This window comes from Ruegeria sp. K7 (genome assembly GCF_056531785.1).
Map to the genome: position 1 here is coordinate 96439 of NZ_JBQFMJ010000006.1, position 23321 is coordinate 119759.

Consider the following 23321-nt stretch of genomic DNA (forward strand, 5'->3'; position numbering starts at 1 on the left):
ACGGATGGGTGTGAGCAGCGTATATCTTTGTAAAAATTATAAAATAGATTTTCTTGATCAATTTCGGCTTTTCGAAAGCGAATAATCGCCTGAGCTCGAAAACGGAGAATGTGACGCCAAGAGGTAAATAAAATAGTTGACTGAATAAAGTGGTCAACAATATTTACCTCATATACCGCCACTGCGGTGAGACCGGTCAGATCTGATGGCTGACCTGCACTTTGGAGGAGTACACATGAAAACCACCCTGACCTCGCTCGCCGTTGCGGCCTCGCTTCTGGCCGCACCCGCCGTTCAGGCCGCTGACAAGATGTTGCTGAAAACCCCGATTGCGTTTTCCACGGCGCTTCCGGGCCTTGGCTCGCCGATCCCGCGCGTGGCCGAGCAACTGGACCTGATGTCCGGCGGCACTTTGAAAATGAAAGTTTATGAGCCGGGAAAGCTGGTTCCGCCGTTTGAAATTCTGGACGCCGTATCCTCGGGTAAGATCAATTCGGGCTACACCACGGCCGGGTACTGGGCTGGCAAAATCCCCGCCGCTCCGCTGTTCTCGGCCGTGCCTTTCGGCCCGGAAGCCGGCGAATACATGGCATGGCTTTACTATGGCAACGGGCTGAGCCTGTATCAGGAGATGTATGATCAGGCCGGATTCAACGTCCATGTCATCCCCTGCGCGATCATTGCACCGGAAACCTCGGGCTGGTTCGCAAATGAAATCAACAGCCCCGAAGACCTGAATGGCCTGAAGATGCGCTTCTTCGGCCTGGGCGGTGAAGTCATGCAGAAGCTGGGCGTTGCCACGTCGCTGCTGCCTGGTGGTGAGATCTTCCCGGCTCTTGAAAAAGGCGCGATAGACGCGACTGAATTCTCGATGCCTGCCATCGATGCGCGTCTGGGGTTCCACAAACTGGTCAAGTACAACTACTTCCCCGGTTGGCACCAGCAGGCGACCGTGTTCGAACTGATGATCAACAAGGATGTGTGGAGCGAGGCAAGCGATCAGCACAAAGCGATCATCGAAAACGCATGTAAGGCTTCGATGGCGGACAGTTTTGCCGAAGGCGAGGCGATCCAGCACGCAGCACTGATCGACAACGTCGAAAACAACGACGTGCAGATCAAACAGTGGAATGACGAGATGCTGGCCACCTTCCGCACCACCTGGGAAGAGGTTGCCGCCGAACAGGCCGCCAATGACGAATTCTTCAACAATGTTCTGACCGATATGAACGAATTCCGGGATGGCTATGCCGTATGGAAAGAAAACGCGTTCCTCCCTCGCAAGTGACCTGAGCACTTGCGCCTCCCTGGGGGCGGCTTATTTCGCCGCCCCCACCTTTCCCGACTTTCGTCATTTCCAAACTGACACGGGCGTATTCCCGCCCCGAAGCCTGCATCTTTAGGAGGAGACCATGGCTGAGACCAAGCGGACATATCACGACCCGATCGAAATCTACGAGGACATTCTTGAACACGATGAGCCTGACCGTCAGAAACTGGCAGTCGCCGTTGACGATGTGGTCAAGACCGTGGGTCACGTGGTCATGTGGGCCAACCTGCTGCTTGTTGCCGCCATCGTTTCGCAGGTAGCCCTGCGGTATCTGCTGAACCAGAACTACCCGAAGCTGGATGAAATCCAGTGGCATTTTTACGGTCTGGTCACGATGATCGGCATCTCTTATGCGCTGGTCACGGACAGCCATGTGCGCGTGGACCTGCTGCACATGCAACTCAGCCAGCGTGCCCGCCGGATTATCGAGATCATCGGGATCTTTGCGCTGCTGGTGCCGTTCATCTGGCTGATGATTGATCAGGGCTATGACTATTTCTATGAAAGCTGGCGTGTAAACGAGTCGTCGGACAGCCCGACTGGTCTGCCTGCGCGTTGGGCCTTGAAGGGCGTGATCCCGGCCAGTTTCATTCTGCTGGCTCTGGCAGCAGGCGCGCGGCTTATCCACGACATCCACGCTCTGTTCATGAATTTGGATGAAGAGCGTCAAGGCAAGGGCCTGCGTCTGATCATCTGGGCGCTCTTGGGCTTCGCCGTCGTGGCGACCGCGTTGACCTTCCTGGTTGAGACGACTGAGGAAAAGCTGGTCATCGCCATGTTCCTGACCTTCATCGCGCTGCTGTTCACCGGTTTCCCGGTGGCGTGGACGCTGGCTGGCGTCGGGGTCGCGTATTGCGGACTGGCCTATCTGTTCGACAACGGAATGATGAACTGGACAGGTCTGGAGGAAACTCTGACCGGACTGGATTATCTGACGCTGGGCGCCGTGGTAAACCGTGTCTACGCCACGATGTCGAACGCGGTTCTGGTGGCCTTGCCGATGTTCATTTTCATGGGCCTGATGCTGGACGAGTCTGGTGTGGCCGAGCGGCTGATGTCTTCGATGCAGCGCTTGTTCGGCACGGTAAGGGGTGGGCTGGCGATCACGGTGACGATGATTGGCATCATTCTTGCGGCCTCGACCGGGATTATCGGTGCCTCTGTAGTTTTGCTGGGCGTGCTGTCTCTGCCGTCGATGATGGAGCAGAAATACAGCCCCTCGCTGGCCGCCGGTGTGGTTAGCGCATCAGGCACGCTGGGTATCCTGATCCCGCCCTCGATCATGCTGGTGATCATGGCGGACCAGATGGCCCTGTCAGTTGGGGACCTGTTCATGGCCGCGGTGTTCCCCGGCGTGATCATCGGAGTGTTGTATCTGACTTATATCTTTGTGATCGCCCTGATCAAACGCGAAGTCGCTCCAGTGCCCGAAGGGGCGACCCGCCCGGATTGGGCGGCGGTCAAGGATGTGCTGATTGCTGTACTGCCGACCCTTGCCCTGATCCTTGCCGTTCTGGGTTCAATCTTTGCGGGCCTGACCACACCGACCGAAGCCTCGGGCGTGGGCGCATTGGGTGCGACGCTGCTGGCGCTGGGATATCGCAAACTGACGCTGGCAAAACTGATCAATGTTCTGAAAGCTACGTTCAACACCACCGCTTATATCTTTGCGATCTTCCTGGGTGCGACGGTGTTTTCCTATGTCCTGCGGGAACTGGGTGGCGATGCACTGATCGAAGACATGATCCACGGCACGGGTCTTGGCCCCAACGGCACTGTCTTCATGATCCTGTTCATCGTTTTTCTTCTGGGCTTTGTTCTGGATTGGATCGAGATCACCCTGATCGTTCTGCCCCTGATGCGCCCCATTGTGAACGGGCTGGGTCTGGATATCGAAGGCTTTGGCGTCATCGACGAACCGGCGCTGGTATGGTTTGTGATCCTTGTCGCGGTCACGCTGCAAACCTCGTTCCTGACGCCGCCCGTGGGGTTTGCACTGTTCTACCTGAAAGGCGTGTGCCCGCCTGAAATCAAGTTGACCGACATTTACAAAGGCATCGTTCCTTTTGTGATCCTGCAGTTGACCGGCCTGTTCTTCGTGTTCCTCTGGCCGCAACTGGCCACGTGGCTGCCTTCGGTGGCTTACTGAGGAGTTCCGGATGACCGATACCGATCTGATCAAGCGCTTTCAGGCCATTTGCGGGCGGCGTCATGTGCTGACAACCGCCCGCAGCACCCGCCGCTTTCGCCGGGGATTCAGATCGGGGGAAGGGGACGCGCTGGCGGTGGTGCGGCCCGCCACGTTGCTGGAACAATGGAAGGTGCTTGAGGCCTGTGTTGAGGCGGACAAGATCGTCATCATGCAAGCGGCCAACACCGGGCTGACCGAAGGCTCCACTCCAAAGGGGCGCTATGATCGCGATGTTGTGCTGATCAACACCCGCCGGATGGACGGCCTGCATCTGATAAACGAAGGCAAACAGGTTATCAGTTTGCCTGGCTCGACCCTTTTCGCACTGGAAAAGCTGCTGGATCCCATCGGACGGCAACCGCATTCGGTGATCGGGTCGTCCTGTATCGGTGCGTCGGTTGTCGGGGGCGTGTGCAACAACTCGGGTGGGTCGCTGGTCGAACGTGGCCCATCCTATACCGAACTGTCGCTATACGCGCGTATTGCGCAGGATGGAACGCTGGAGCTGGTCAATCATCTGGGCATCCACCTGGGCGACACGGTCGAAGAGATTCTGACTCGCTTGCAACAGGGCGACTTCGGGCCAGGCGATACCGAAACCGACAACCGAGAAGCCTCGGACACAGACTATGCCCGGCGCGTAAGGAATGTCGACGCGGATACACCGGCGCGCTTCAATGCCGATAAATCGCGGCTCTACGAAGCGTCCGGTTGCGCCGGGAAACTGGCTGTCTTTGCAGTCCGGCTGGACACCTACCCGAAGAACGAAAATGAGCGCACTTTCTATATTGGCGCTGAGGATACCGATGCCCTGACCGAATTGCGCCGATGCATCCTGTCGACATTCAAGACCTTGCCGGTCAGCGCTGAATACATGCACCATGAGGTTTTCGACATCTCGGACCGATACGGCAAGGATACCATGGTAATGATCGACAAGCTGGGAACGGACCGGCTGCCGACTTTCTTTGCCATCAAGGGCGCGGTAGATGCGCGGCTTGAAGATATTCCCGGTCTGACAAACTTCACTGACCGATTCATGCAGTTTGCGATGCGGTTTTGGCCGGATATCCTTCCGCAGCGGATGCGCGGGTTTCGCAAGCGATACCCGCACCACTTGATCCTGAAAATGCGCGACGGCGGTATCGACGAGGCCGGTGTGCTGCTCAGTGATATGTTGGGCAAGACAGAGCTGGACTACTTCGAGTGTGATCCGCGTGAAGCGAAAATCGCGGGATTGCACCGTTTTGCAGCGGCTGGTGCCGCTATTCGTTACATGAAGGTACATGCGCATGAAGTTGAAGACATCATTGCGCTCGACATAGCGTTACGCCGCAATGACACCGACTGGTTCGAAGAATTGCCGCCGGAACTGGCAAAGCAACTCGTGGGAAAGCTTTATTATGGTCACTTCATGTGCCACGTTCTGCACCAGGACTATATTGTGAAGAAAGGTGCTGATCCCAAAGCGATCAAAGCCGAGATGCTTAAGATCCTCGACCGCCGCGGCGCCGAATACCCGGCCGAGCACAATGTTGGCCATCTGTACCCCGCCAAACCCGATCTGGCTGATTTTTACAGATCTGTGGATCCCACGAACAGCATGAATCCGGGGATTGGCAGGACGTCCAGGAACAAGCATTATTCCTGATCCAGTTTCCAATGCTCTGCACACAGATGCTCTTAAGTGTTTCGGGTATCAGCCATTCTGTGCTGTGACGCCTGTCAAACCAGACCCTGAGCGTTTCTGGACAACTCGACTTCAATCTCAGGTTTCGGTTTTCAAAGAGATTTAGGTCCTAATGTGGTCTTTGGTCCGCTGGAGGAACTGACGTGAATTGCCGGTTCACAAGGCACGGAAACAGTCAGCATCCCGGGAAATGCTGGCGCAACAGAGGCAATAGACGTCGTTCTGACGTTTAGGCAAGTTGGACAAACCCATCACTATTCACTTGTTGAGACATTGAACTTTAGAGAGGAAACTGAAGTGGCACGATAATTGTTCGTGATTTAAGTCCTCCTCGTCGCGGTGGTTGGCCTCGGACTGATGCCCGATCTGTAAGACGCACAATATGGTCTTACACCTGTCAATTTCGGGGCGGTACAGAAGGTGCGCGGAAGCTGTCGCTGCCCCTGATGGTGGTGCTGGTCCTGATGACCATGTCGCTGACAAAGCGGCGGAAAGAAGACTATCCGACCGACGAACCGGAAGGCCGCAACGACGTGCGTATTCCCATCTCGCAAACCAAGCCAACTCCGCGAGAGTCAACCGTGTCACAACGTTTCGCTTCGCCTTTCGGCACCGTCATATTGTCGGAAAACCGCCACGAAAACGTGCTGGAACGGATGTTTGGCGAGGGCATGCCGGAAGTGCTGCCACGCAATTCACGGGTCCCGGCAGTGGGTGTCTATGAGATTAAGATGCCTTTATCCTGCTGCTATACCTGAGTTCTGGGTGCCGGGAAGAAGCTGTTTGGATGCATAATAATATCGAAATGGTGCATCCCCTTTTGCACGTCAAATGATACATCCCGACCGGCCTTGCGTAGTAGCGCAGCAAAATCCCGGCTTTGCCGGATAAATTCGCGTGTATCACGTTCGGCGACTGTGACGCGGGTGCGAACATCCGCCGGTGGCAGGTGATGGATCGGTGACAGGCTGAGGATATCGTCGTCGGTCAACTGCAGGGGGTTGTTGACCGATGTCTGCGCGATCGGCTCCAGATCATAGATGCCGCTGATCAGAACCAGGTCTCGGATCACCAAACCCGTCTGCTTCATTTCTTCGCCAAAGCGGTTCAGTGCCATTGCTGCCAGATGCGCCCCGGCACTGTGGCCGGACAAAGTGATCCGGCCGGGGTCAAACCCCAGTTTCTCGGCCCGTTCTGCAAGCCACAACAGCGCCCGGCCGCATTCCGTGATCATCTCGTCCAGACGCGCTTTGGGGGCCAGTGTATAATTCAGTGTTGCAAAGGCCTGACCCGCGCGAACCAGCGGCTTCGCGACCAAAGCTGACTCACGCTGGCTGAGCGCCTGCCAATACCCGCCGTGGATGAAAACGTGCAGCGGTGCGTTGGCTTTGCTTGCGGGAAAGAAATCTAAAACATTGGACTCGAGGTCCCCATATTTCTGGTATTCCAGCACTTCCAGCTCGACACGTGCGGCTGCACTCATATCCGCATAGGCCGCCAGATAATGAGAGATATCTCCGCCAACCATGACACTTGGCGAGTATTGTCTTTCCAGCTCGTCCGGGGAAAACCCGTGATAGGTCACTTCTTTTCTCCGCCCGCATAGAAAAGCTCGGAACGCATGTCGTACAAGTCGTGGAAGAACTTGAGCTCCAGCGCCTTTTTCAGGAAGGCGACACCGCTGGACCCGCCTGTGCCCGGTTGCATTCCGATGACCCGCTCAACGGCTGTTGCGTGGTCAAAGCGCCATCTTTGGAACAGTGTTTCCACATCCATCAGCTTTTCAGCCAGGGCATATAAGTCCCAATACTTGTCTTTGTTCCTGTAAACTTCGACCCAGATTTTCACAATGCGCGGATCACCCGCATATGGCTGGGAAAAATCACGTTCGACAAGGTCCTGCGGAACATCGAAGCCCTGACGCGCCAGCATCATGATGACCTCGTCGTACAAAGACGGCTTGGTCAACGCTGCGGTCAACTCCTCCATGACCTCGGGGTCGTGTGCATGAACCTTGAGCGTTGAGGTGTCCTTGTTGCCCAGAATGAACTCGATCTGGCGATAGCCATAACTCTGGAAACCCGATGAACTTCCCAGCGCATCGCGGAACGTCATGTAGTCTGCCGGGGTCATGGTCAGCAGCGTTTCCCAGGCCGCAATCAGCTGACGCTGGATTGCCTTGATCCGATCAATGTTCTTGAGAGCGGGACCAAAGGCGTCCTGGCGCAGAAAACGTCGGACTTCCACAAGTTGGTGATGCATCAGTTTCAGCCAAAGCTCGCTGACTTGGTGAATGATCACAAACAACAGCTCATCCGGTTCCGCAGGGTCCTGAAAAGTCTTCTGAATGCTCAGCAAGGTCTTGAGTTCCAGAAAGTCTCCATAGCTGCTGCGGTGCTTGGTTGCGAAATCGGTAACCAGAGTGTCCTCGATGCCGCGCTTCAAAAGCCGCTGGTCCTTTTCGTCACTTACCATTTTTGATCTCCTGAAAGCGGCGTTAACGCTATGCGTTTTCTATTCTTAACCTCTCTATGCCGACTTGGGCTGTGAGGCTACCGCGACATGCAGGCTCCGTTGCCTAATTGACGTGATTGGGCCGCGTCATTACGACCTATACGGGACGGTCCAATCCGAAGCCTAAATGAAACAGGAACCCGAACGTGGGTTAGGCCTGAATTTTGCGGTGCCACTTCAAAGTTGGGAGTCGGCTGGCGAGCGTGGACGACCTCGAAATTGAGGCTCCATGTCAAACGTTTAACCTGAGGTATCGGCGCGCCAGTTTTCTGGTGTTTTCCACAAATCGGCTGTTCCGATCTTCTGAGCCATCTTCGTGCAACCGGGTCGAAACCCAGCCTACATAAGTTGCCGATCTCACTGCCAGAAACAGATCAAGATGGTCCGTGTCAATCGGACGCTGTGATCGGTATCCGGCCAAAAGCGCAGCTTGCAGTCGATCACAATCGGGTTCCGCGAGGTTTTTGATCATACTGGTGGCGATGTCAAAAAGGCGAAAACCGAAACCGGAATCGTCAAAATCGATCAATGAGACCTGACCATTCGCAATCATTACGTTCTCACGGACCAGATCCGCATGGATCAGGCCATAGTCCAGTTCCGATTCAATGCGTTTCAAATCCCGCTCTGCCCTTTCACGGAAGCGCATGAACAGCGCTCGATCTTCGTCGCCAAGCGTCGGGTTTTCCCAGAACCGGCCCCAAACGGGTTCCTGACCGACCAATCCCGGTCGGTCCCAGGACCAGCGCGAAAACCCTGCAGGGCGCTCCCACTCGTCGCTGATGGAGTGCAGGCGGGCCATTTCCCGGCCCAAGGAATGGAAAAGGCCGATGCGGTCTTCGTGGTCGATCCCGGTTGTTGTGGACCCCTGTGGCCGCCCCGGCAACCAGGTCAGAACATCGACTTGCATGTTCTCAATGACCTCGAGAAAGTTGCCCCGGATGCTGGCAATGGGTTCGGGTACCCCGACATGTTCTGCGGCCAACACACCCATCCATTCCAGTTCCGACCACAGTTCGGCATCTGTGCGATAGCCGGGACGATGCAATCGTAGCGCAAAGCTGCGCCCATCCAGCTGTACCTGATAAACGTGGTTTTCGCGGGCCGCTGCCAACGTGCAAACTGCGTCTTGAAGCCCCCAAAGCGCCAGTGCCTTTTCTGCGGCGTCTATCATGAGCAAATCGGTGTTTCGGCCAGAACGTCGTCCAGCGTGTCAAACAGCAAGTCGGCATTCTCGACCGAGAAAGGCATCGGCGGGCGGATTTTCAGAGTGTTCTTGTGACGTCCCAGCTTGGAATGAATGATCCCACGCTGCCGCATTTCGTTGATCACCCGGTCGGTGAAGGCGCTGGCCGGTTCCTTGCTGTCCCGATCCAGCACCATCTCCGCTCCGAAGATCAGGCCCGAGCCGCGCACGTCGCCGATGAACTCGTACTTCCGGGCCAAAGCCCCCATGCGCGATCGGGCGTGTTTCCCGACCGTTCTGGCGTTTTCCAGCAATTGCTTGTCTTCGATCTCTTCCAGCACGGCCATGGCCGCTGCGCACGAGACCGGGTTGCCGCCAAATGTATTGAAATAGCGATAGCCCTTGCGGAATTTGGTCAGTATTTCGGTGCGTGTGACGACACCACCCACCGGGTGACCATTGGCCATCGGCTTGCCAAGTGTCATGATATCCGGCACCGCGCCCATTTTCTGATGCGCCCACATATGGGTGCCGGTGCGGCCAAAACCGGATTGTACCTCGTCGCAAATCAGTAGCCCGCCGGCCTTGCGGACAATATCGGCGGCGGGTTCCAGCCAGCCATCGGGATGGTCCGGGAACCCTTCGTTCAGGAAATACGGGCAGACAATCAGGGCCGCAAACCCAAGACCGGACTTCTCATGTTCGGCGATTTGTTCGGCCACCGCATCCGCGAACCTGGTGCCGTCCGGGTCCGGGTTGCGAAAGCTGTCGGGCGCTTCGACAAAGCGGAAATACTGGCCCAGTCCAAAACCCACGGCAGGGGTGTTCGATTTGCTCAACTGACTGACCAGTGAGGTGTTGCCGTGATAGGTCGCATCGGTAGCGATGATGCCGCGCCTGCCAGTCATGCCCTCGGCCATGCGCAGGGCGATGTCATTGGCTTCGGATCCGGTACAGGTCAGGATCGCCGTGTCCAGCGAGACATCCATTGTTCCGGTCAGCCTTTCTACATAATCAAGAATACCGCCATGCAGGTATCGCGTGTGCGTATTGAGCGTGCTTGCCTGTCGGCAGATCGCCTCGACCACGCGCGGGTTGCAGTGGCCCACATGTGGAACGTTGTTGTAGCAATCCAGGTATCTGCGCCCTTCGGCGTCCCACAGCCAGACGCCTTCGCCTTTCACGAAATGAATAGGCTCGTCATAAAAGGTCGAGACGTTGGGACCCAGCAGCCTGGTTCTGCGTTCGATCAGTTCTGCGGATTGTTCAGACAACATTTCAGAGCTTTATCCAGGCTGTTTTCAAGTCCACATATTTTTCAAGAGCGTGCAGTGATTTGTCGTGCCCGTTGCCCGATTGACGTACCCCGCCCAGCGGCACCGTCAGATCGGAACCGCCATAAGTGTTCACATGCACGACACCCGCCCGCACGCCTGCCACCATGCGGTGCGCCCGGCTGAGGTTTGACGTCCATACGCCTCCAGCAAGCCCGTATACAGTGGCATTGGCCAGGCGGATCGCTTCTTCCTCGTCCTTGAAGGGTGTCACCGCAAGAACCGGGCCGAATACCTCGTTCTGAAACAGGTTATCGGTCTCTTTCACACCCGCCATCACCGTCGGCGCCATATAGTAGCCGCCGGATTCGGTCAGGATACGGTAACCGCCGGTGCGGCGTACGGCACCTTCAGCTTCGGCCCTGGTGACGAAGTCCAGATTGGCTTCCAGCTCGGGCAGGCTGTGAACGGCGCCGATCTGGCTGTTCAGATCCAGCGGATCACCCACGAGGAAACTCTCGGCGTGGCGCGAGATTTCGGCCACGAAGTCTTCATATATGTCTTCCTGCACCAGCAGGCGAGACCCCGCAACGCAGACCTGTCCCGAGTTGCGGAAGATACCCGCTGCCGAAACCTTCGCGGCCTCGGCCAGATCGGGGGCATCGTTGAAGACGATGTTGGCGGATTTTCCGCCAAGTTCCAGATAGCAGCGTTTCAGGTTCGAGCGTGCGGAATATTCCAGCAGACGGCGGCCTGTTGCGCCTGATCCTGTGAACACCATGATGTCCACGTCCATCGACAGTGCCAGCGCCTCGCCCACGACTGATCCGCGCCCCGTAACAACGTTGAACACGCCGTCCGGAACGCCTGCCGCAGCCGCAAGTTCGGCGATTTTCAGCAGGCTGAGAGAGGCGCTCTCTGCCGGTTTCAGAACAATGGAATTGCCCGCAGCCAGAGCAGGTGCTATCTTCCAGCTTCCGATCATCAGCGGAAAGTTCCAAGGCACGATTGCACCCACGACACCCACCGGAGCGTGGTGGATCAGTCCCAGTACGTTATGTCCGGTCGGGGCGACCTGACCGTAGACCTTGTCAATCGCCTCGGCATAATAGCGAAAGGTGCCGGCGGCCGAGAGCGCCTCGGCCTTATAGGCCATGTTTATCTCGGTTCCGTTGTCACGCACGCCCATAACGGCGATCTCGAGTGCGTGGCTTTCGATGAGATCGGCCAGCTTCAGCAGCACTTTCTTGCGGCCGGCAGGCGACATACGGGACCAGCGGCCATCTTCGAACGCCAGGCGCGCGGCGTGCACCGCCGTGTCAACGTCCGAAAGCGTTCCCTCGGCAATGCGTGCCAGGGGCTGACCGTCGATGGGCGACAACACTTCCTGCTGCGCGCCGTTCTCTGCGGCCTGATAAGCACCATTGATGAAATGACCACGAGGGGAGATTTCCTGCGCGCGCAGCGCATCAATCGAGGACTGGTCCATGAGGGTTATCCTTGCTGTGTCGAGTCTTCGTCGCCAATCGGCTGCGGTTTGATCCGTTCCTTGTGTTCCTTCACCAGCGTGCGGATATGCAGCAGAATGATGCCCAGGATCATGATGAACAGGATCGCTGCGATTGGCCTGTCAATGAAATCGAGCGGCGTTTTGACCCGCGCCATGGCGCTGCGCAGCTTGACCTCCATGATGCCGCCCAGAACCATGCCCAGAATGATCGGCACGATCGGCAGGTTCAGACGTTTGAGGATCAGACCAAACACTCCGAACCCTGCCGCAATGGCGCAGTCAGTGACCGAATTGCGCAGGCTGAACACCCCGACAAAAGACAAGGTCAGGATCATGATGCCCAGGAACCGGGTCGGGATCTGAATGATCTTCAGCAGCAGATTTGTCGAAAACAACAGAAAGACCAGAACGATCACGTTCAGCAGGATCAGCGACATGTACAGTGCCAGAACAAAATCCATCTGCTCGGCAAACAGTTGCGGCCCGGGGACTACGTTGTGGACATAAAAGACCGACAGCATCATTGCCGTCAGCGCCTCACCCGGGATACCCAACGCCAGCAAGGGGATCATTGCGGCACCTGGTACCGCGTTGTTCGCAGCCTCAGAGGCAACCAGACCTTCAGGAGAGCCATTGCCGAAAGCTTCCGGAGTCTTCGAGCTTTTTTGCGCATAGGTGTAGGACAGGAATTGCGAAGTGAATTCGCCGGTTCCGGGAATCATGCCCATCAGGACACCTAACGAAGACGACACCGTCGCGATGCGCTTGATGCCCAACAGTTCTTTGAGGCCGGCGAAGATGTTGCCTCGAACATGCGCCTCACCGGGCGCGTGTTCCTTGTCGACCAGAAGCAATAGCGCCTGGCTGATGGCAAACAAACCCAGCACAACGACAATAAGGTCGATCCCCGAAGACAACCAGCTTTGGTCAAACGTAAAACGCTTTGTGTATTTGACGGGCTCCAGCCCGACCGTGTTCAGGAAGATGCCGAAGAAGGCCAGCATTGCCGCCGAAAATGTCTGGCCACGATGGGCCAGGATCACCAGAAGGATGCCCAGAAACGCGGCCAGAAAGATCTCGCGGCTGCCGAAATGCGGGGCGACCCATGCCAGAACCGGGGACAGGATGATCAGGCAGAGGATCGAGAAGATGCCGCCAAAGAACGACGCGGAATAAGCCAGCGACAGCGCGCGATGGCCCTCGCCCCGCTTTGTCATTGGATAACCGTCATAGGTTGTCAGCGCATTCACTGCCGTGCCCGGCGTGTTGATCAGAATTGCAGGGATTGCGCCGCCGTACATCGATGAGCCGTAGATACCCAGCAGCAGGGTCAGACCAACAATAGGCTCGAAGGCGAACGTAGCAGGCAGCAGAATGGCGATGGCGACAGCCGCCCCGACGCCGGGCAGTGCGCCGATGATGACTCCGCCAACAGACCCGATGAGCAGTGCGATCAAAACCTGCCATTGGGCCAGAATTGCAAAGCCGGAAATCAGATTGTCCATAGCGGCCTCACAGATAGGTCAGGGCAAAGACGCGGACGGAGTCCGGAAGGAACTCGTAAACCCGACCTGCCGGGATATTCACCTGAAGAAATGCTCTGAAAAGAATGGCGACGCTGGCGCCGAACAGCAGTGAAATCCCGATTGTGCCGGGCGTTCGAAAACCGGTGCGCGCGGCCAGAAAAGCGGCGAACAGCATGGTCGAGGGCAAGTACCCCAGCCACGGCACGGCCACCACGTAGATCAGGAAATAGACAACATATTCAAGAGACATGAGCCAAAAAGTTAGCTCTCTCCAGCGCCCGGGAATACGGGGGGAAACGGCTGAGCCGATCAGATGCAGGGCGCTGAAAATCACCATGCCCCATATGGCGATGGTCGGCCACAGCGACGGCTGCGCAAACCACTTGGTGCGCTTTACCAACTTTGTCTCGGTGCCCAACTGGCTGAGCAGGAACAACGAGAAGGCAAGGAAAAAGACGGCAAAGATGATGTCGCCAGGTCGGCGATACCTTCTGAACATGTCCTGAAGCGTTTTTGCAATCATCATGTCCCTCCCCGACATGCAACAAGGCGCGGGCTTTCCACCCGCGCCCTGTTAGGTGCTTATTCGCCCAGAATCTCTTCGATTTTCGCGAACGACGCTTTGTCCTGTTCGATTTGCGCATTTGACGCGTCAGGGTCCTGCCAATAGATCAACGCACCGGTTTCTTCAGCCAGCTTTTTGGCCTTGTCGGACTCCAACGCCTTTTGCGCGGCGGCAGTGATCTTTTCACGGGCATCTGCCGGAGTGTCCTTGTGCACGAACAACCCGTTCCACAACGCAAGCGGCAGGTCCGGGTTCATTTCGACAACCGTTGGTGTGTCCGGTACAAGCGAAATTCGTTCACCACCGATGCTGGCCAGAATGTTCACATTGTCGAGGCAGGGCAGCACGAGTTGCAGCGTGGTATTGATGACGTCCACGTCACCTGACGCCAATGTGTTGCAGTCCAGCGCGTCGAACGCCGCTTCGCTTGCAAAGTCGAAGCCGCTGCTGACCGCAGCCGCAAACGTAACCTGCGTGGGCGGCAGGACCGAGCCGAAATGGCCAAGCGCCACATCGTTTTCCTTACCGTGCGCTACAAGTTCGTCCCAATTCGAGAATGGCGCATCTTTGCTGGATGCGATCACGAACGGATAGGTCAGGAAAATTCCGATGGGATCGAATGGATTCGGGTTCAGCTCCGGGATTCCGATCTCTGGCCCGATGACAGGAACGCCAATAACGAAGGACCCGATGGTGTAGCCATCTGCCGGAGCCGTTGCGACCTCAACCGCGCCGGGGAAGGGGCCGCCTCCGCCGCCAGGCTTGTTCACAACCGCGGCCGGAACGCCGTACATGGCCTGGAATTCATCTGCGATCATCCGGGTTAACACGTCTTCCAGATCGCCCGGAGGCCACGGAACCACAAAGGTCACCGGCTTTTCCGGGTATTCAGCAAGTGCTGCTGTTGCAGAGGCTGCAAAAACGGCAGCGGTTAGAAATTTTTTCATTGACGCCTCCCTGGCTTGGTTCAATATTTGAACCGAAGTAACAACAATAATGTTGCTTTGTTAAATGCTTTCTGTCAAGTATTACGTGCGAAGGAGAGAAAAACGCATGGGCACCGCTCTTAATGCTTTGAAATTGCTCGAGTTGTTTTCAAGTGCTCAGCCGGAGATCGGCCTGAGCAACCTTGCCAGGCTGTCCGGTACGAACAAGGCAACGACTCTCCGCCACCTTCGCGCATTGGAAGAGTTTGGCCTGATCGAACAAAACCCGCACTCCAAGTCCTACGCGATCGGACCGGCTGTGGTGCGTCTTGCCGCGCTGCGGGAAATCGCAAATCCGGGGCTTGAAGGCGCGCGCGCAAGGATGCAGTCCGCCATGCAGGTAATCGGCGAAAGCATGCACCTTTCGCTGCTGCAACAAGGCAAATTGCAAACCGCTCTGGCGCTGGAAACCACACGGTACACCGTGCGGGTCAGCCTTGATCCGGCGGAAATTCTGCCGATCAATGCAACGGCTTCCGGACTGTGCCTGCTGAGTTTTGGCCCCACTCACCTGCTTGAAGATCTGGATGCTCAAGCCTTGACGTCCTACACAGCGGAAACCCTGGTGTCCCCTGACCTGATACGTGAACGGGTTTCTGAGATCAGGCGCAAGGGCTGGTCAAACAGCGCAGGCGGGTTTGAAGCAGGCGTTTATGGATACGCCGCGCCTGTCTTTGGAATTGATCAGGTGGCGATAGGCACAATCGCAATTGCGGTGCCTGAAATTCGTGCAAACGGCGATTACCTGCCTTTGATCCTGACGACATTGCATTCCCTTTCGCTCGAACTGACTGCGAATTTCGGTGGTCAGTTTCCGCGAAACTTCCCAACCGCGTTCCAGCCCTGACCGATGGGCGGACAAGATCCTCGGAGACCCGTGATATGAAAGACTCCAATTTCCTGAAGGAAAACAACGCGCGCCATTTCTGGCACCCGATGGCACATCCTGCCGACAGTCAAAACAATCCGCCCACCATCCTGACCGGAGGGGAAGGGGTCAGCATCATCGATATAGACGGCCACAAGGCCGTCGACGCGGTTGGCGGGTTGTGGAACGTCAATCTTGGCTATTCCTGTGATCCGGTTAAGCAGGCCATTACCGATCAGTTGAATGCGCTGCCGTATTACTCGACCTTCCGGGGCACCAGCAACGACAAGGCGATTGAACTGTCCTATGAGTTGGCGCAGTTTTTCGAGCCTGATGGTCTGACCCGAGCTTTTTTCACTTCGGGCGGATCGGATTCAGTTGAAATCGCGCTGAAGCTTGCGCGACAGTATCACAAAGTGCGAGGCGAAGCCGGCCGGACCAAGTTCATCAGCCTCAAGCAAGGATACCACGGCACCCATTTCGCGGCCGCTTCGGTCAATGGCAACCAGAAGTTCCGCGCGGTTTACGAGCCGATGATGCCGGGCTGTTTCCATGTGCCCGCGCCGTGGACCTATCGCAATCCGTTCGACGAAACAGACCCCGAGCGTCTGGCGCAGCTTTGCGTCAAGGCGCTGGAGGCCGAGATCGCATTCCAGGGGGCAAATACCGTCGCCGCATACATCATGGAGCCGGTTCTGGGCGCAGGCGGCGTGATCCCACCACACAAAAGCTTCATGCCGATGGTGCGCGAGGTCTGTTCGAAAAACGGTATTCTTCTTATATCGGACGAGATCATCACTGCTTTTGGTCGTACCGGCAGCGAAAGCGGCGCGCGGCATTGGGGTGTGCAGCCCGACATCATGACGACAGCCAAGGCGATCACCAACGGTTACTTCCCTTTCGGTGCGGCAATGATTTCGGGCGCAGTCGCCGAGGTTTTTGAAAGCGACAACACTGGTATGGCGTCAGTCGATCAGGGCTATACCTATTCCGGCCATCCGGTCGGCGCAGCGGCTGCACTGGCGGCTCTGTCTGAAATCAATCGTCTGCGTGTTTGGGAAAACGCCGCGGCCCGCGGTGAAGAACTTTTTACCGGATTGAAAAAACTGGCTGAAAAACACGACGCAATCGGAGATGTGCGCGGGGGCGAGGGCCTGATGTGTGCGCTGGAACTGGTATCTGATCGTGCAACCAAGGCGCCGATTGCCAAGCATCTGCCCTTGCAGGTGCAGAAGGCGGCATACGAAGATGGCGTGATGGTCCGTGTGTCGGGCAACAACATCATTCTGTCGCCACCGCTGGTCATTACGTCCGATGATGTGGCCAAGATCCTGTCGGCACTGGATACCGGTCTGTCGACGCTGTAGATGTGTGGCTGGCCCCGTCCGGTTTGGCCGGGGTCAGACCTTGACGGCCTGCAACTCCTCAAGCAGGTCCAAAAGTTCGTCCAGCTTGTCCTGACCCATCTGTTCTTCAATGCGATCATAGATTGCCAGTGATGTCGGAAGGTTCTCGGTCAGGATTCCACGACCTGCATCCGTGATCTTCACCATCGACCGGCGCTTGTCCTGACTGTCCTGGCGACGTGTAATCTGGCCGTCTGCTTCCATGGCGCGCAGAATGCGGGTGAGGCTGGGCAACAGAAGACAGGCCTCTTTCGAGATGGCGCTTTGTTCCATTTCACCAAATTCGTCCAGAACGCGAAGAATGCGCCACTTCTGTTCTGTAAGCTGAATGTTGTTCAACATGTCCCGAATGGGCGCCATGACTGTTTCGCGGGCACGCAGCAGCGCAATCGGAAGCGCGCGGGAAGTGCTTTTGGTGTGGCTTTGTGTGGTCATGCCGTTTTCTAGAGCGCTGCTTCCGGAATTGCAAAGATTAACAAGTCAAGTTCTTGACACGTGGTGACGAAAATACTAAACATGTTTACTAATTAAGGGAAAGGGAACCATGCCGCATTTCCACATCGATTACTCTGGCAACCTTGAAGACTGGGTCGATATGGATGGTTTGTGCGAGTGTGTGCGCGCAACGGCCGCCGCAATTGACATGTTTCCGGTGGCAGGTATTCGCGTACGCGCCACGCGGGTCGATCACTATTCCATTGCCGACGGGAACCCGGCGCATGGTTTTGTCGATATTTCGATCCGACTGCGCGCCGGTCGCCCCCAAGACTTCAAGCAGGACGCAACGCAGCGCATATTCGAAGCGGCAAGGGCGTATCTTGAACCGGCCTTTTCGAAGCACTCCATCGCTCTGTCGCTTGAGATGCGTGACATCGATCCGGACCTTTCGCCCAAGACCGGCACTATCAGAGAGCATCTGGGCCGGGACCAATTGGCTGCAACCCAGCAGGAGACCTAAACCATGAGCGCCTTGGACACCAATATCAAAAAATTGGCGGGGTTTCTGGCCCGGTTCAAAGAGGCAGGCATCAAGAACCGCGTTGCGGGCGAAGATCGCGACGGGGCGGCCGGAGTGTTTCAATCCACTTCGCCAGTGGACAAATCCGTGATCTGCGATGTGGCCCATGGGACGGCGGATGACATCGATGCGGCGGCCAACGCAGCCCATTCAACATTCGCCGCGTGGCGCGATATGCCCGCCACCGAACGCCGCCGCATCCTGCTGAACGTGGCCGACGCGATCGAGGCGCGTGCCGAGGAAATTGCCCTGTGTGAGTGCTGGGACACCGGTCAAACCCTGCGTTTCATGTCCAAGGCGGCGCTGCGCGGTGCCGAGAACTTCCGTTATTTCGCTGATCAGGTGGTGCAGGCAAGGGACGGACAGCATCTTAAGTCACCGACCTTGATGAACATCACCACCCGCGTTCCAATTGGCCCGGTGGGTGTCATTACTCCGTGGAACACGCCGTTCATGCTGTCGACCTGGAAGATCGCACCGGCACTGGCAGCGGGTTGTACCGTCGTTCACAAACCGGCCGAAGATTCACCGCTGTCGGCGCGTTTACTGGTCGAAATCGCGGAAGAGGCCGGTCTGCCCAAGGGTGTTCTGAACACCGTGAACGGGTTTGGTCCGGATGCCGGTAAGGCGTTGACCGAACATCCGCTGATCAAGGCCATTGCTTTTGTCGGAGAAAGCCGCACCGGCAGCATAATCACAAAGCAGGGCGCGGATACACTCAAGCGAATGCATCTGGAACTGGGCGGTAAGAACCCGGTGATAGTCTTCGATGACGCCGACCTGGACCGCGCGCTGGATGCCGTGATTTTCATGATCTACTCGATCAATGGGGAACGTTGCACATCGTCTTCGCGTTTGCTGGTACAAGACACCATCAAAACCGAGTTCGAAGCCAAGCTGGTAGAACGCGTGAACAACATCAAGGTTGGTCACCCGTTGGACCCGGCGACCGAGATCGGCCCGCTGGTAACGGAAGAGCACTACAATAAAGTCACCTCGTATTTCGACATCGCCAAAGACGATGGCGCGACGATCGCAGCCGGCGGTGTCAAAGTGGGGGACGAAGGGTATTTCGTGCGGCCAACCTTGTTTACAAATGCCAACAACCTGATGCGCATCGCGCGCGAGGAAATATTTGGTCCGGTTCTGACGTCCATCCCATTCTCGACCGAAGAAGAGGCGCTACAGATTGCAAATGACACGCCTTACGGCCTTACCGGTTACGTCTGGACCAACGACCTGACGCGTGCCCTGCGGTTCACGGACAAACTGGAAGCAGGTATGATCTGGGTGAACTCGGAAAATGTGCGCCACCTGCCCACGCCCTTCGGCGGCGTCAAGGCTTCGGGTATCGGCCGGGACGGCGGCGACTGGAGTTTTGAATTCTACATGGAACAAAAACATGTTGGCTTTGCCACCGGTCAGCACAAGATCATGCAACTTGGAAAATAATATCGTGCAACCTGATCCCTTGGCAGGGGTTGGCTGACTATAGTTGAATCAGGAATTGCGCATCATTGGTCCATCAAACGCTCGGACCATAGGACGTTCTGGCAGTCAGGCCTGACGTCACGATCATAAGGAGGAACCGTCATGGGAAAGATTGTACAGGCCGCGAAAATCACGCATGTGCCCAGCATCTGGATGTCCCACACGATGCCGAAATACAAAGGCATCCGGCAACCTGCCATAGACGGATATGCGCGCCTGCGTCAGGATGCAATTGACCGCAAGGTAGATACGTTTGTTGTGTTCGACACGCACTGGATCACCAATCAGGGATTCCATCTGAACACGAAAGAGCACCACAAAGGCCGTTTCATCAGCCACGAGTTGCCGCACATGTTGGCGGACATGGAGTTTGACTATCGCGGGGATCACGAATTGGGGGAAACCATCCTTGACGTCCTGCGTGAGCGGGGCGAGAGGGCCCTTGGCCATTCACATCCCGATATGGGCATGGAATACGGCACCCTTTTGCCCATGCATTTCATCAATGACGGTGTAAATGCGCGGGTGCTACCCGTCGCGGTCAACCAGTTCTCGTCGATTGCCGAAAACCGTGTCTGGGGCGAGGCCATCGCCGAAGGTATCCGTCGTTCCGACCGCAATGTGTCAATTCTCGCATCGGGTTCACTGAGCCATGACTTTACGCCCAACGAGCGCTCGGTCGAAGGGCTGAACGCCGTGAATGGCGAGTTCAATCGTCAGATGGATATGCGTGTACTGGAGCTGTGGGAACAGGGTCGGTTTGAAGAGTTCCTTGAAATGCTTCCCGACTACGCCAGGAAATGCACGGGTGAGTGCGCGATGAACGACACCGCATTGCTGTTCGGCGCGCTGGGTTGGGGCAGCTACAAGGGCCAGATCGATATTTACACACCGTATTTCGGAAGCTCCGGCACGGGGCAGGCCAACATCAGCTTCTCGGTCTGAGGTCGGGACGCGGGTTCGTATGCTATGTTTTCTCTGCATGGGTGGCAGCAAGGCCGCCGAGGAGGCCTGATGCGCTTTGCAACTTACACCGCCAATGGCGAAACCTTTTTCGGTGCCATGACCAAGGACGGCGCAATTGCGCTTAACGGCGAATTTCCTAGCCACAGCAGCCTGTTCGAGGTCATCGCCGCCGGAGCGTTCGACCAACTGGTCGAAAGAGCGAACGGCAAACCCGTAACTCACGAAGATTTCACCTATGAAATGGTGATGCCCGACGCCCGCCGTATCCTCTGCGTCGGCGTGAACTTCCCTGACCGCAACGCGGAATACAAGGATGGCAGCGCGCAACCGAAATACATGTCTTTGTTCCCGCGTTTTGCCAGCGGTTTTACGGGACATGACTGCCCTCTGATCCGCCCGCCGGAAAACCACACGCTGGATTACGAGGGCGAGGTGGCCATCGTGATCGGCAGGGCAGGCCGCAGGATTTCGCAAGACGACGCCTATGATCACATCGCGGCACTGACGCTTTGCAATGAGGGTACGATCCGCGATTGGGTGCGCCACGCCAAGTTCAACGTCACACAGGGTAAGAACTGGGACAGAACCGGCGCGATCGGCCCTTGGCTGGTGCCTTTCACCGACGCGGCCCAGTTGGACGACGCCCGTATTCAGACGCATGTCAACGGCGAGTTGCGTCAGGACGATACGTTGAATCGTATGATGTTCCCGATCCGGCGCGAGATCGAGTACATCTCGACCTTCATGACGCTACAGCCCGGCGATATCATCGTCACCGGGACGCCAACCGGCGCAGGTGCACGGTTTGACCCGCCGGAATACCTGGTCCCCGGCGATGTGGTCGAGGTTTCGGTCGACGGCATCGGCACACTGCGCAACACCGTCGAGGATGAACAGGTATGACCCCTGAAGATCACGCTCGCGCCGCCGCCGATCTGTTGCGGGCCGAGCAGACGCGCGTACAGATCGGTCTGCTGACACTGCGGCATCCCGACATGGGAATGGACGATGCCTATGCGGTGCAGAACGCCATCCATCGCGCCAAACTGGCCGAAGGGCGCAAGGTGATTGGCTGGAAGATTGGGCTGACCTCGAAGGCGATGCAATATGCGCTAAATATCGACATTCCAGACAGTGGCATCCTGTTCGATGACATGGCGTTTGAAAATGGTGGCACTGTGCCTGCGGGCCGTTTCATCCAGCCTCGGATCGAGGCCGAGATCGCCTTTGTCATGAAAACCGCCTTGGCCGGGGAACATGTCACCCGCGCAGACGTCATTGCTGCGACTGATTATGTCACGCCGTCCATCGAAATCCTTGATACTCGCATTCAGCGGGTCGATCCAAAGACCGGGAAGGCACGCACCGTGTTTGACACGATCAGCGACAACGCCGCCAATGCCGGCATTGTACTGGGTGCAGAACGCCACGCCATTGACACTTTCGATCTGCGCTGGGTCGGCGCACTGACATTCCGCAATGGCGAAATCGAAGAAACCGGCCTGGGTGCAGGTGTTCTGAATGATCCTGTCGAAAGCGTTGTCTGGCTTGCCCGGCGTATGGCACAATATGGTCAGAGCATCGAGCCGGGCCAGGTGATCCTGTCGGGTAGCTTCATTCGCCCTGTCGAATGTCCTTCGGGCACCGAAATCCACGCCGATTTCGGCTCGTTCGGCTCGGTCGACATACAATTCGCTTAAAGGAGGCTCAGAATGCCCGCGCCACAGAACCCGTTCAAAGCCGCACTGAAGGCCGGGCAACCTCAGATCGGTTGCTGGTTGGGTATGGCCGATGCCTATGCCGCTGAAATAGCGGCCACATCACGGTTCGACTGGCTATTGGTGGATGGTGAGCATGCGCCCAACGACCTGCGCACGGTATTGGAGCAAGTGCGGGTTATCGACGTTTCGGGCAGCCATCCGGTGGCCCGGTTGCCGATTGGCGAGACCTGGATGATCAAGCAGTATCTGGATGCCGGGGTGCAGACCATTCTTGTGCCGATGGTCGAAAGCGGTGATCAGGCGAGGGAACTGGTTCGAGCTGTGCAATACCCACCGCAAGGTGTCCGGGGGGTTGGTTCATCAATGGCGCGGGCTTCGCGATTTGGCGCAATTCCGGACTATCTGACAACAGCGGACGAACAGGTGTGCCTGCTGGTTCAGGTTGAGAACCGACTGGGGATGGCCGCTCTGGATGACATACTGACAACGGATGTGGACGGTGTTTTTATTGGCCCTGCCGATCTTGCCGCGGATATGGGCCACCTGGGTGACGCCAGTCATCCCGATGTGGTCGAGGCGATTTTTGATGCCCTGACGCGGATCACCGCCGCTGGCAAGGCTGCTGGTATCCTGACACTCGACCCCGGAATGCAACGCAAATGCCTGGATCTGGGCGTGACCTTTCTGGCGACAAGTATTGATGTAACCCTGTTTGCCTCGGCTATGCGCGGCGCTGCCGACGCGGCGCTGGCGTTGTTGCCGGACCAAAGTGTCACGGGCGTTGCACAGACAAGTGCTGGCAGCAAATATCTACAGCAGCTGTGCAAGCATTGGTCCCACAAGGCCGAAGTTTTCTTTGACGACACCCAAGGGAGTGTGGCCTTTGCGAGCGGCAATGCTGTCACGCTGACGGCGGACGAAAACAGCCTGACCATCTCGGCCGCAACCGGACCCCGGGGCGACCTTGCCCGGTGGCAAGAGGTGATCGAAGCCCACCTGGCGCGGTTTGCTTTTCGTGAGGAGTTCAGCATCGACTGGGCGTCTTAGTCACGTTCTGACATGCAGACGAGGGTGCGGTG

The 23321-nt window shown here is 57.0% G+C and carries 21 protein-coding genes; 12 read left to right on the plus strand and 9 right to left on the minus strand.

The annotated features are described in order from the left end of the window. The first annotated feature begins 235 nt into the window (after positions 1–235). The 4 genes from ACR0FE_RS12050 to ACR0FE_RS12065 all read left to right on the plus strand — a co-directional run bounded on the left by ACR0FE_RS12050 (position 236) and on the right by ACR0FE_RS12065 (position 5969). On the plus strand, positions 236–1288 hold the full coding sequence (locus ACR0FE_RS12050; RefSeq protein WP_480912888.1) for a TRAP transporter substrate-binding protein: 1053 nt from the start codon (positions 236–238) through the stop codon (positions 1286–1288). Positions 1289–1412: 124 nt separating this feature from the next. Continuing rightward, the gene (locus ACR0FE_RS12055; RefSeq protein ID WP_480912889.1) at positions 1413–3479 is read left to right on the plus strand and encodes a TRAP transporter large permease subunit; all 2067 of its coding nucleotides are present in this window, start codon (positions 1413–1415) and stop codon (positions 3477–3479) included. Positions 3480–3489: 10 nt separating this feature from the next. Next, complete coding sequence (dld, locus tag ACR0FE_RS12060; protein WP_480912890.1) at positions 3490–5172, plus strand: D-lactate dehydrogenase; 1683 nt, start codon at positions 3490–3492, stop codon at positions 5170–5172. A 485-nt stretch (positions 5173–5657) separates the two neighbouring features. Beyond that, complete coding sequence (locus ACR0FE_RS12065; RefSeq protein WP_480912891.1) at positions 5658–5969, plus strand: hypothetical protein; 312 nt, start codon at positions 5658–5660, stop codon at positions 5967–5969. Here ACR0FE_RS12065 and ACR0FE_RS12070 read toward each other — a convergent pair. The 8 genes from ACR0FE_RS12070 to ACR0FE_RS12105 form a co-directional block, all read right to left on the minus strand. Further along, positions 5960–6796 (minus strand): alpha/beta hydrolase, encoded by an 837-nt coding sequence (locus ACR0FE_RS12070; RefSeq protein ID WP_480912892.1) that lies wholly within the window; start codon positions 6794–6796, stop codon positions 5960–5962. The genes ACR0FE_RS12065 and ACR0FE_RS12070 overlap by 10 nt on opposite strands. Beyond that, positions 6793–7686 (minus strand): tryptophan 2,3-dioxygenase, encoded by an 894-nt coding sequence (locus ACR0FE_RS12075; RefSeq protein ID WP_480492060.1) that lies wholly within the window; start codon positions 7684–7686, stop codon positions 6793–6795. Before ACR0FE_RS12075 ends, ACR0FE_RS12070 begins: the two co-directional genes overlap by 4 nt. A gap of 271 nt (positions 7687–7957) precedes the next feature. Further along, positions 7958–8899 (minus strand): phosphotransferase enzyme family protein, encoded by a 942-nt coding sequence (locus tag ACR0FE_RS12080; protein ID WP_480912893.1) that lies wholly within the window; start codon positions 8897–8899, stop codon positions 7958–7960. Beyond that, positions 8896–10188, minus strand: coding sequence for an aspartate aminotransferase family protein (locus ACR0FE_RS12085; RefSeq protein WP_480912894.1), 1293 nt, complete (start codon positions 10186–10188; stop codon positions 8896–8898). The genes ACR0FE_RS12080 and ACR0FE_RS12085 overlap by 4 nt, the downstream gene beginning before the upstream one ends. Position 10189: 1 nt before the next feature. Then, positions 10190–11674: an aldehyde dehydrogenase gene (locus tag ACR0FE_RS12090; protein WP_480912895.1), complete on the minus strand. Its 1485-nt coding sequence runs from the start codon at positions 11672–11674 to the stop codon at positions 10190–10192. A gap of 5 nt (positions 11675–11679) precedes the next feature. Further along, positions 11680–13200: a tripartite tricarboxylate transporter permease gene (locus ACR0FE_RS12095; RefSeq protein WP_170611302.1), complete on the minus strand. Its 1521-nt coding sequence runs from the start codon at positions 13198–13200 to the stop codon at positions 11680–11682. 7 nt (positions 13201–13207) lie between these two features. Beyond that, a complete protein-coding gene (locus ACR0FE_RS12100) occupies positions 13208–13747 on the minus strand; it encodes a tripartite tricarboxylate transporter TctB family protein (protein ID WP_480441575.1) in 540 nt (179 codons plus the stop codon). A gap of 56 nt (positions 13748–13803) precedes the next feature. After that, complete coding sequence (locus ACR0FE_RS12105; protein ID WP_480912896.1) at positions 13804–14733, minus strand: tripartite tricarboxylate transporter substrate binding protein; 930 nt, start codon at positions 14731–14733, stop codon at positions 13804–13806. 106 nt (positions 14734–14839) lie between these two features. On the opposite strand from ACR0FE_RS12105, the gene ACR0FE_RS12110 reads away from it, so the two are divergent. Then, complete coding sequence (locus ACR0FE_RS12110; RefSeq protein ID WP_480912897.1) at positions 14840–15619, plus strand: IclR family transcriptional regulator; 780 nt, start codon at positions 14840–14842, stop codon at positions 15617–15619. A 35-nt stretch (positions 15620–15654) separates the two neighbouring features. Continuing rightward, the gene (locus ACR0FE_RS12115; protein ID WP_480912898.1) at positions 15655–17007 is read left to right on the plus strand and encodes an aminotransferase class III-fold pyridoxal phosphate-dependent enzyme; all 1353 of its coding nucleotides are present in this window, start codon (positions 15655–15657) and stop codon (positions 17005–17007) included. Positions 17008–17040: 33 nt separating this feature from the next. Here ACR0FE_RS12115 and hpaR read toward each other — a convergent pair whose 3' ends face one another. Beyond that, entirely contained in the window at positions 17041–17481 is a 441-nt protein-coding gene (hpaR, locus tag ACR0FE_RS12120; protein WP_480492053.1) for a homoprotocatechuate degradation operon regulator HpaR, read from the minus strand. Between the two features lie 109 nt (positions 17482–17590). On the opposite strand from hpaR, the gene ACR0FE_RS12125 reads away from it, so the two are divergent. From ACR0FE_RS12125 to ACR0FE_RS12150, 6 genes are all read left to right on the plus strand, one after another. After that, on the plus strand, positions 17591–18004 hold the full coding sequence (locus ACR0FE_RS12125) for a 5-carboxymethyl-2-hydroxymuconate Delta-isomerase (protein ID WP_480912899.1): 414 nt from the start codon (positions 17591–17593) through the stop codon (positions 18002–18004). Positions 18005–18007: 3 nt separating this feature from the next. Next, complete coding sequence (gene hpaE, locus ACR0FE_RS12130) at positions 18008–19516, plus strand: 5-carboxymethyl-2-hydroxymuconate semialdehyde dehydrogenase (RefSeq protein WP_480912900.1); 1509 nt, start codon at positions 18008–18010, stop codon at positions 19514–19516. Positions 19517–19657: 141 nt separating this feature from the next. Then, positions 19658–20500: a 3,4-dihydroxyphenylacetate 2,3-dioxygenase gene (gene hpaD, locus ACR0FE_RS12135; protein ID WP_170611288.1), complete on the plus strand. Its 843-nt coding sequence runs from the start codon at positions 19658–19660 to the stop codon at positions 20498–20500. Positions 20501–20569: 69 nt separating this feature from the next. Continuing rightward, positions 20570–21424, plus strand: coding sequence for a fumarylacetoacetate hydrolase family protein (locus ACR0FE_RS12140; protein WP_480912901.1), 855 nt, complete (start codon positions 20570–20572; stop codon positions 21422–21424). Continuing rightward, the gene (hpaH, locus tag ACR0FE_RS12145) at positions 21421–22221 is read left to right on the plus strand and encodes a 2-oxo-hept-4-ene-1,7-dioate hydratase (RefSeq protein ID WP_480912902.1); all 801 of its coding nucleotides are present in this window, start codon (positions 21421–21423) and stop codon (positions 22219–22221) included. Before ACR0FE_RS12140 ends, hpaH begins: the two co-directional genes overlap by 4 nt. Before the next feature lie 12 nt (positions 22222–22233). Then, complete coding sequence (locus ACR0FE_RS12150; protein WP_480912903.1) at positions 22234–23289, plus strand: aldolase/citrate lyase family protein; 1056 nt, start codon at positions 22234–22236, stop codon at positions 23287–23289. Positions 23290–23321: the final 32 nt, after the last annotated feature.

Bases quoted from the DNA above. Each gene is read 5' to 3' on its own strand.
- ACR0FE_RS12125 (WP_480912899.1), top strand. From the start codon at position 17,591: ATGCCGCATTTCCACATCGATTACTCTGGCAACCTTGAAGACTGGGTC.
- ACR0FE_RS12110 (WP_480912897.1), top strand. From the start codon at position 14,840: ATGGGCACCGCTCTTAATGCTTTGAAATTGCTCGAGTTGTTTTCAAGT.
- ACR0FE_RS12080 (WP_480912893.1), bottom strand. From the start codon at position 8,899: ATGATAGACGCCGCAGAAAAGGCACTGGCGCTTTGGGGGCTTCAAGAC.
- hpaR (WP_480492053.1), bottom strand. From the start codon at position 17,481: ATGACCACACAAAGCCACACCAAAAGCACTTCCCGCGCGCTTCCGATT.
- ACR0FE_RS12115 (WP_480912898.1), top strand. From the start codon at position 15,655: ATGAAAGACTCCAATTTCCTGAAGGAAAACAACGCGCGCCATTTCTGG.
- ACR0FE_RS12075 (WP_480492060.1), bottom strand. From the start codon at position 7,686: ATGGTAAGTGACGAAAAGGACCAGCGGCTTTTGAAGCGCGGCATCGAG.
- dld (WP_480912890.1), top strand. From the start codon at position 3,490: ATGACCGATACCGATCTGATCAAGCGCTTTCAGGCCATTTGCGGGCGG.
- ACR0FE_RS12140 (WP_480912901.1), top strand. From the start codon at position 20,570: ATGCGCTTTGCAACTTACACCGCCAATGGCGAAACCTTTTTCGGTGCC.
- ACR0FE_RS12065 (WP_480912891.1), top strand. From the start codon at position 5,658: ATGGTGGTGCTGGTCCTGATGACCATGTCGCTGACAAAGCGGCGGAAA.
- ACR0FE_RS12095 (WP_170611302.1), bottom strand. From the start codon at position 13,200: ATGGACAATCTGATTTCCGGCTTTGCAATTCTGGCCCAATGGCAGGTT.
- ACR0FE_RS12105 (WP_480912896.1), bottom strand. From the start codon at position 14,733: ATGAAAAAATTTCTAACCGCTGCCGTTTTTGCAGCCTCTGCAACAGCA.
- ACR0FE_RS12100 (WP_480441575.1), bottom strand. From the start codon at position 13,747: ATGATGATTGCAAAAACGCTTCAGGACATGTTCAGAAGGTATCGCCGA.
- hpaD (WP_170611288.1), top strand. From the start codon at position 19,658: ATGGGAAAGATTGTACAGGCCGCGAAAATCACGCATGTGCCCAGCATC.
- ACR0FE_RS12055 (WP_480912889.1), top strand. From the start codon at position 1,413: ATGGCTGAGACCAAGCGGACATATCACGACCCGATCGAAATCTACGAG.
- ACR0FE_RS12150 (WP_480912903.1), top strand. From the start codon at position 22,234: ATGCCCGCGCCACAGAACCCGTTCAAAGCCGCACTGAAGGCCGGGCAA.
- ACR0FE_RS12085 (WP_480912894.1), bottom strand. From the start codon at position 10,188: ATGTTGTCTGAACAATCCGCAGAACTGATCGAACGCAGAACCAGGCTG.
- hpaE (WP_480912900.1), top strand. From the start codon at position 18,008: ATGAGCGCCTTGGACACCAATATCAAAAAATTGGCGGGGTTTCTGGCC.
- hpaH (WP_480912902.1), top strand. From the start codon at position 21,421: ATGACCCCTGAAGATCACGCTCGCGCCGCCGCCGATCTGTTGCGGGCC.
- ACR0FE_RS12090 (WP_480912895.1), bottom strand. From the start codon at position 11,674: ATGGACCAGTCCTCGATTGATGCGCTGCGCGCGCAGGAAATCTCCCCT.
- ACR0FE_RS12050 (WP_480912888.1), top strand. From the start codon at position 236: ATGAAAACCACCCTGACCTCGCTCGCCGTTGCGGCCTCGCTTCTGGCC.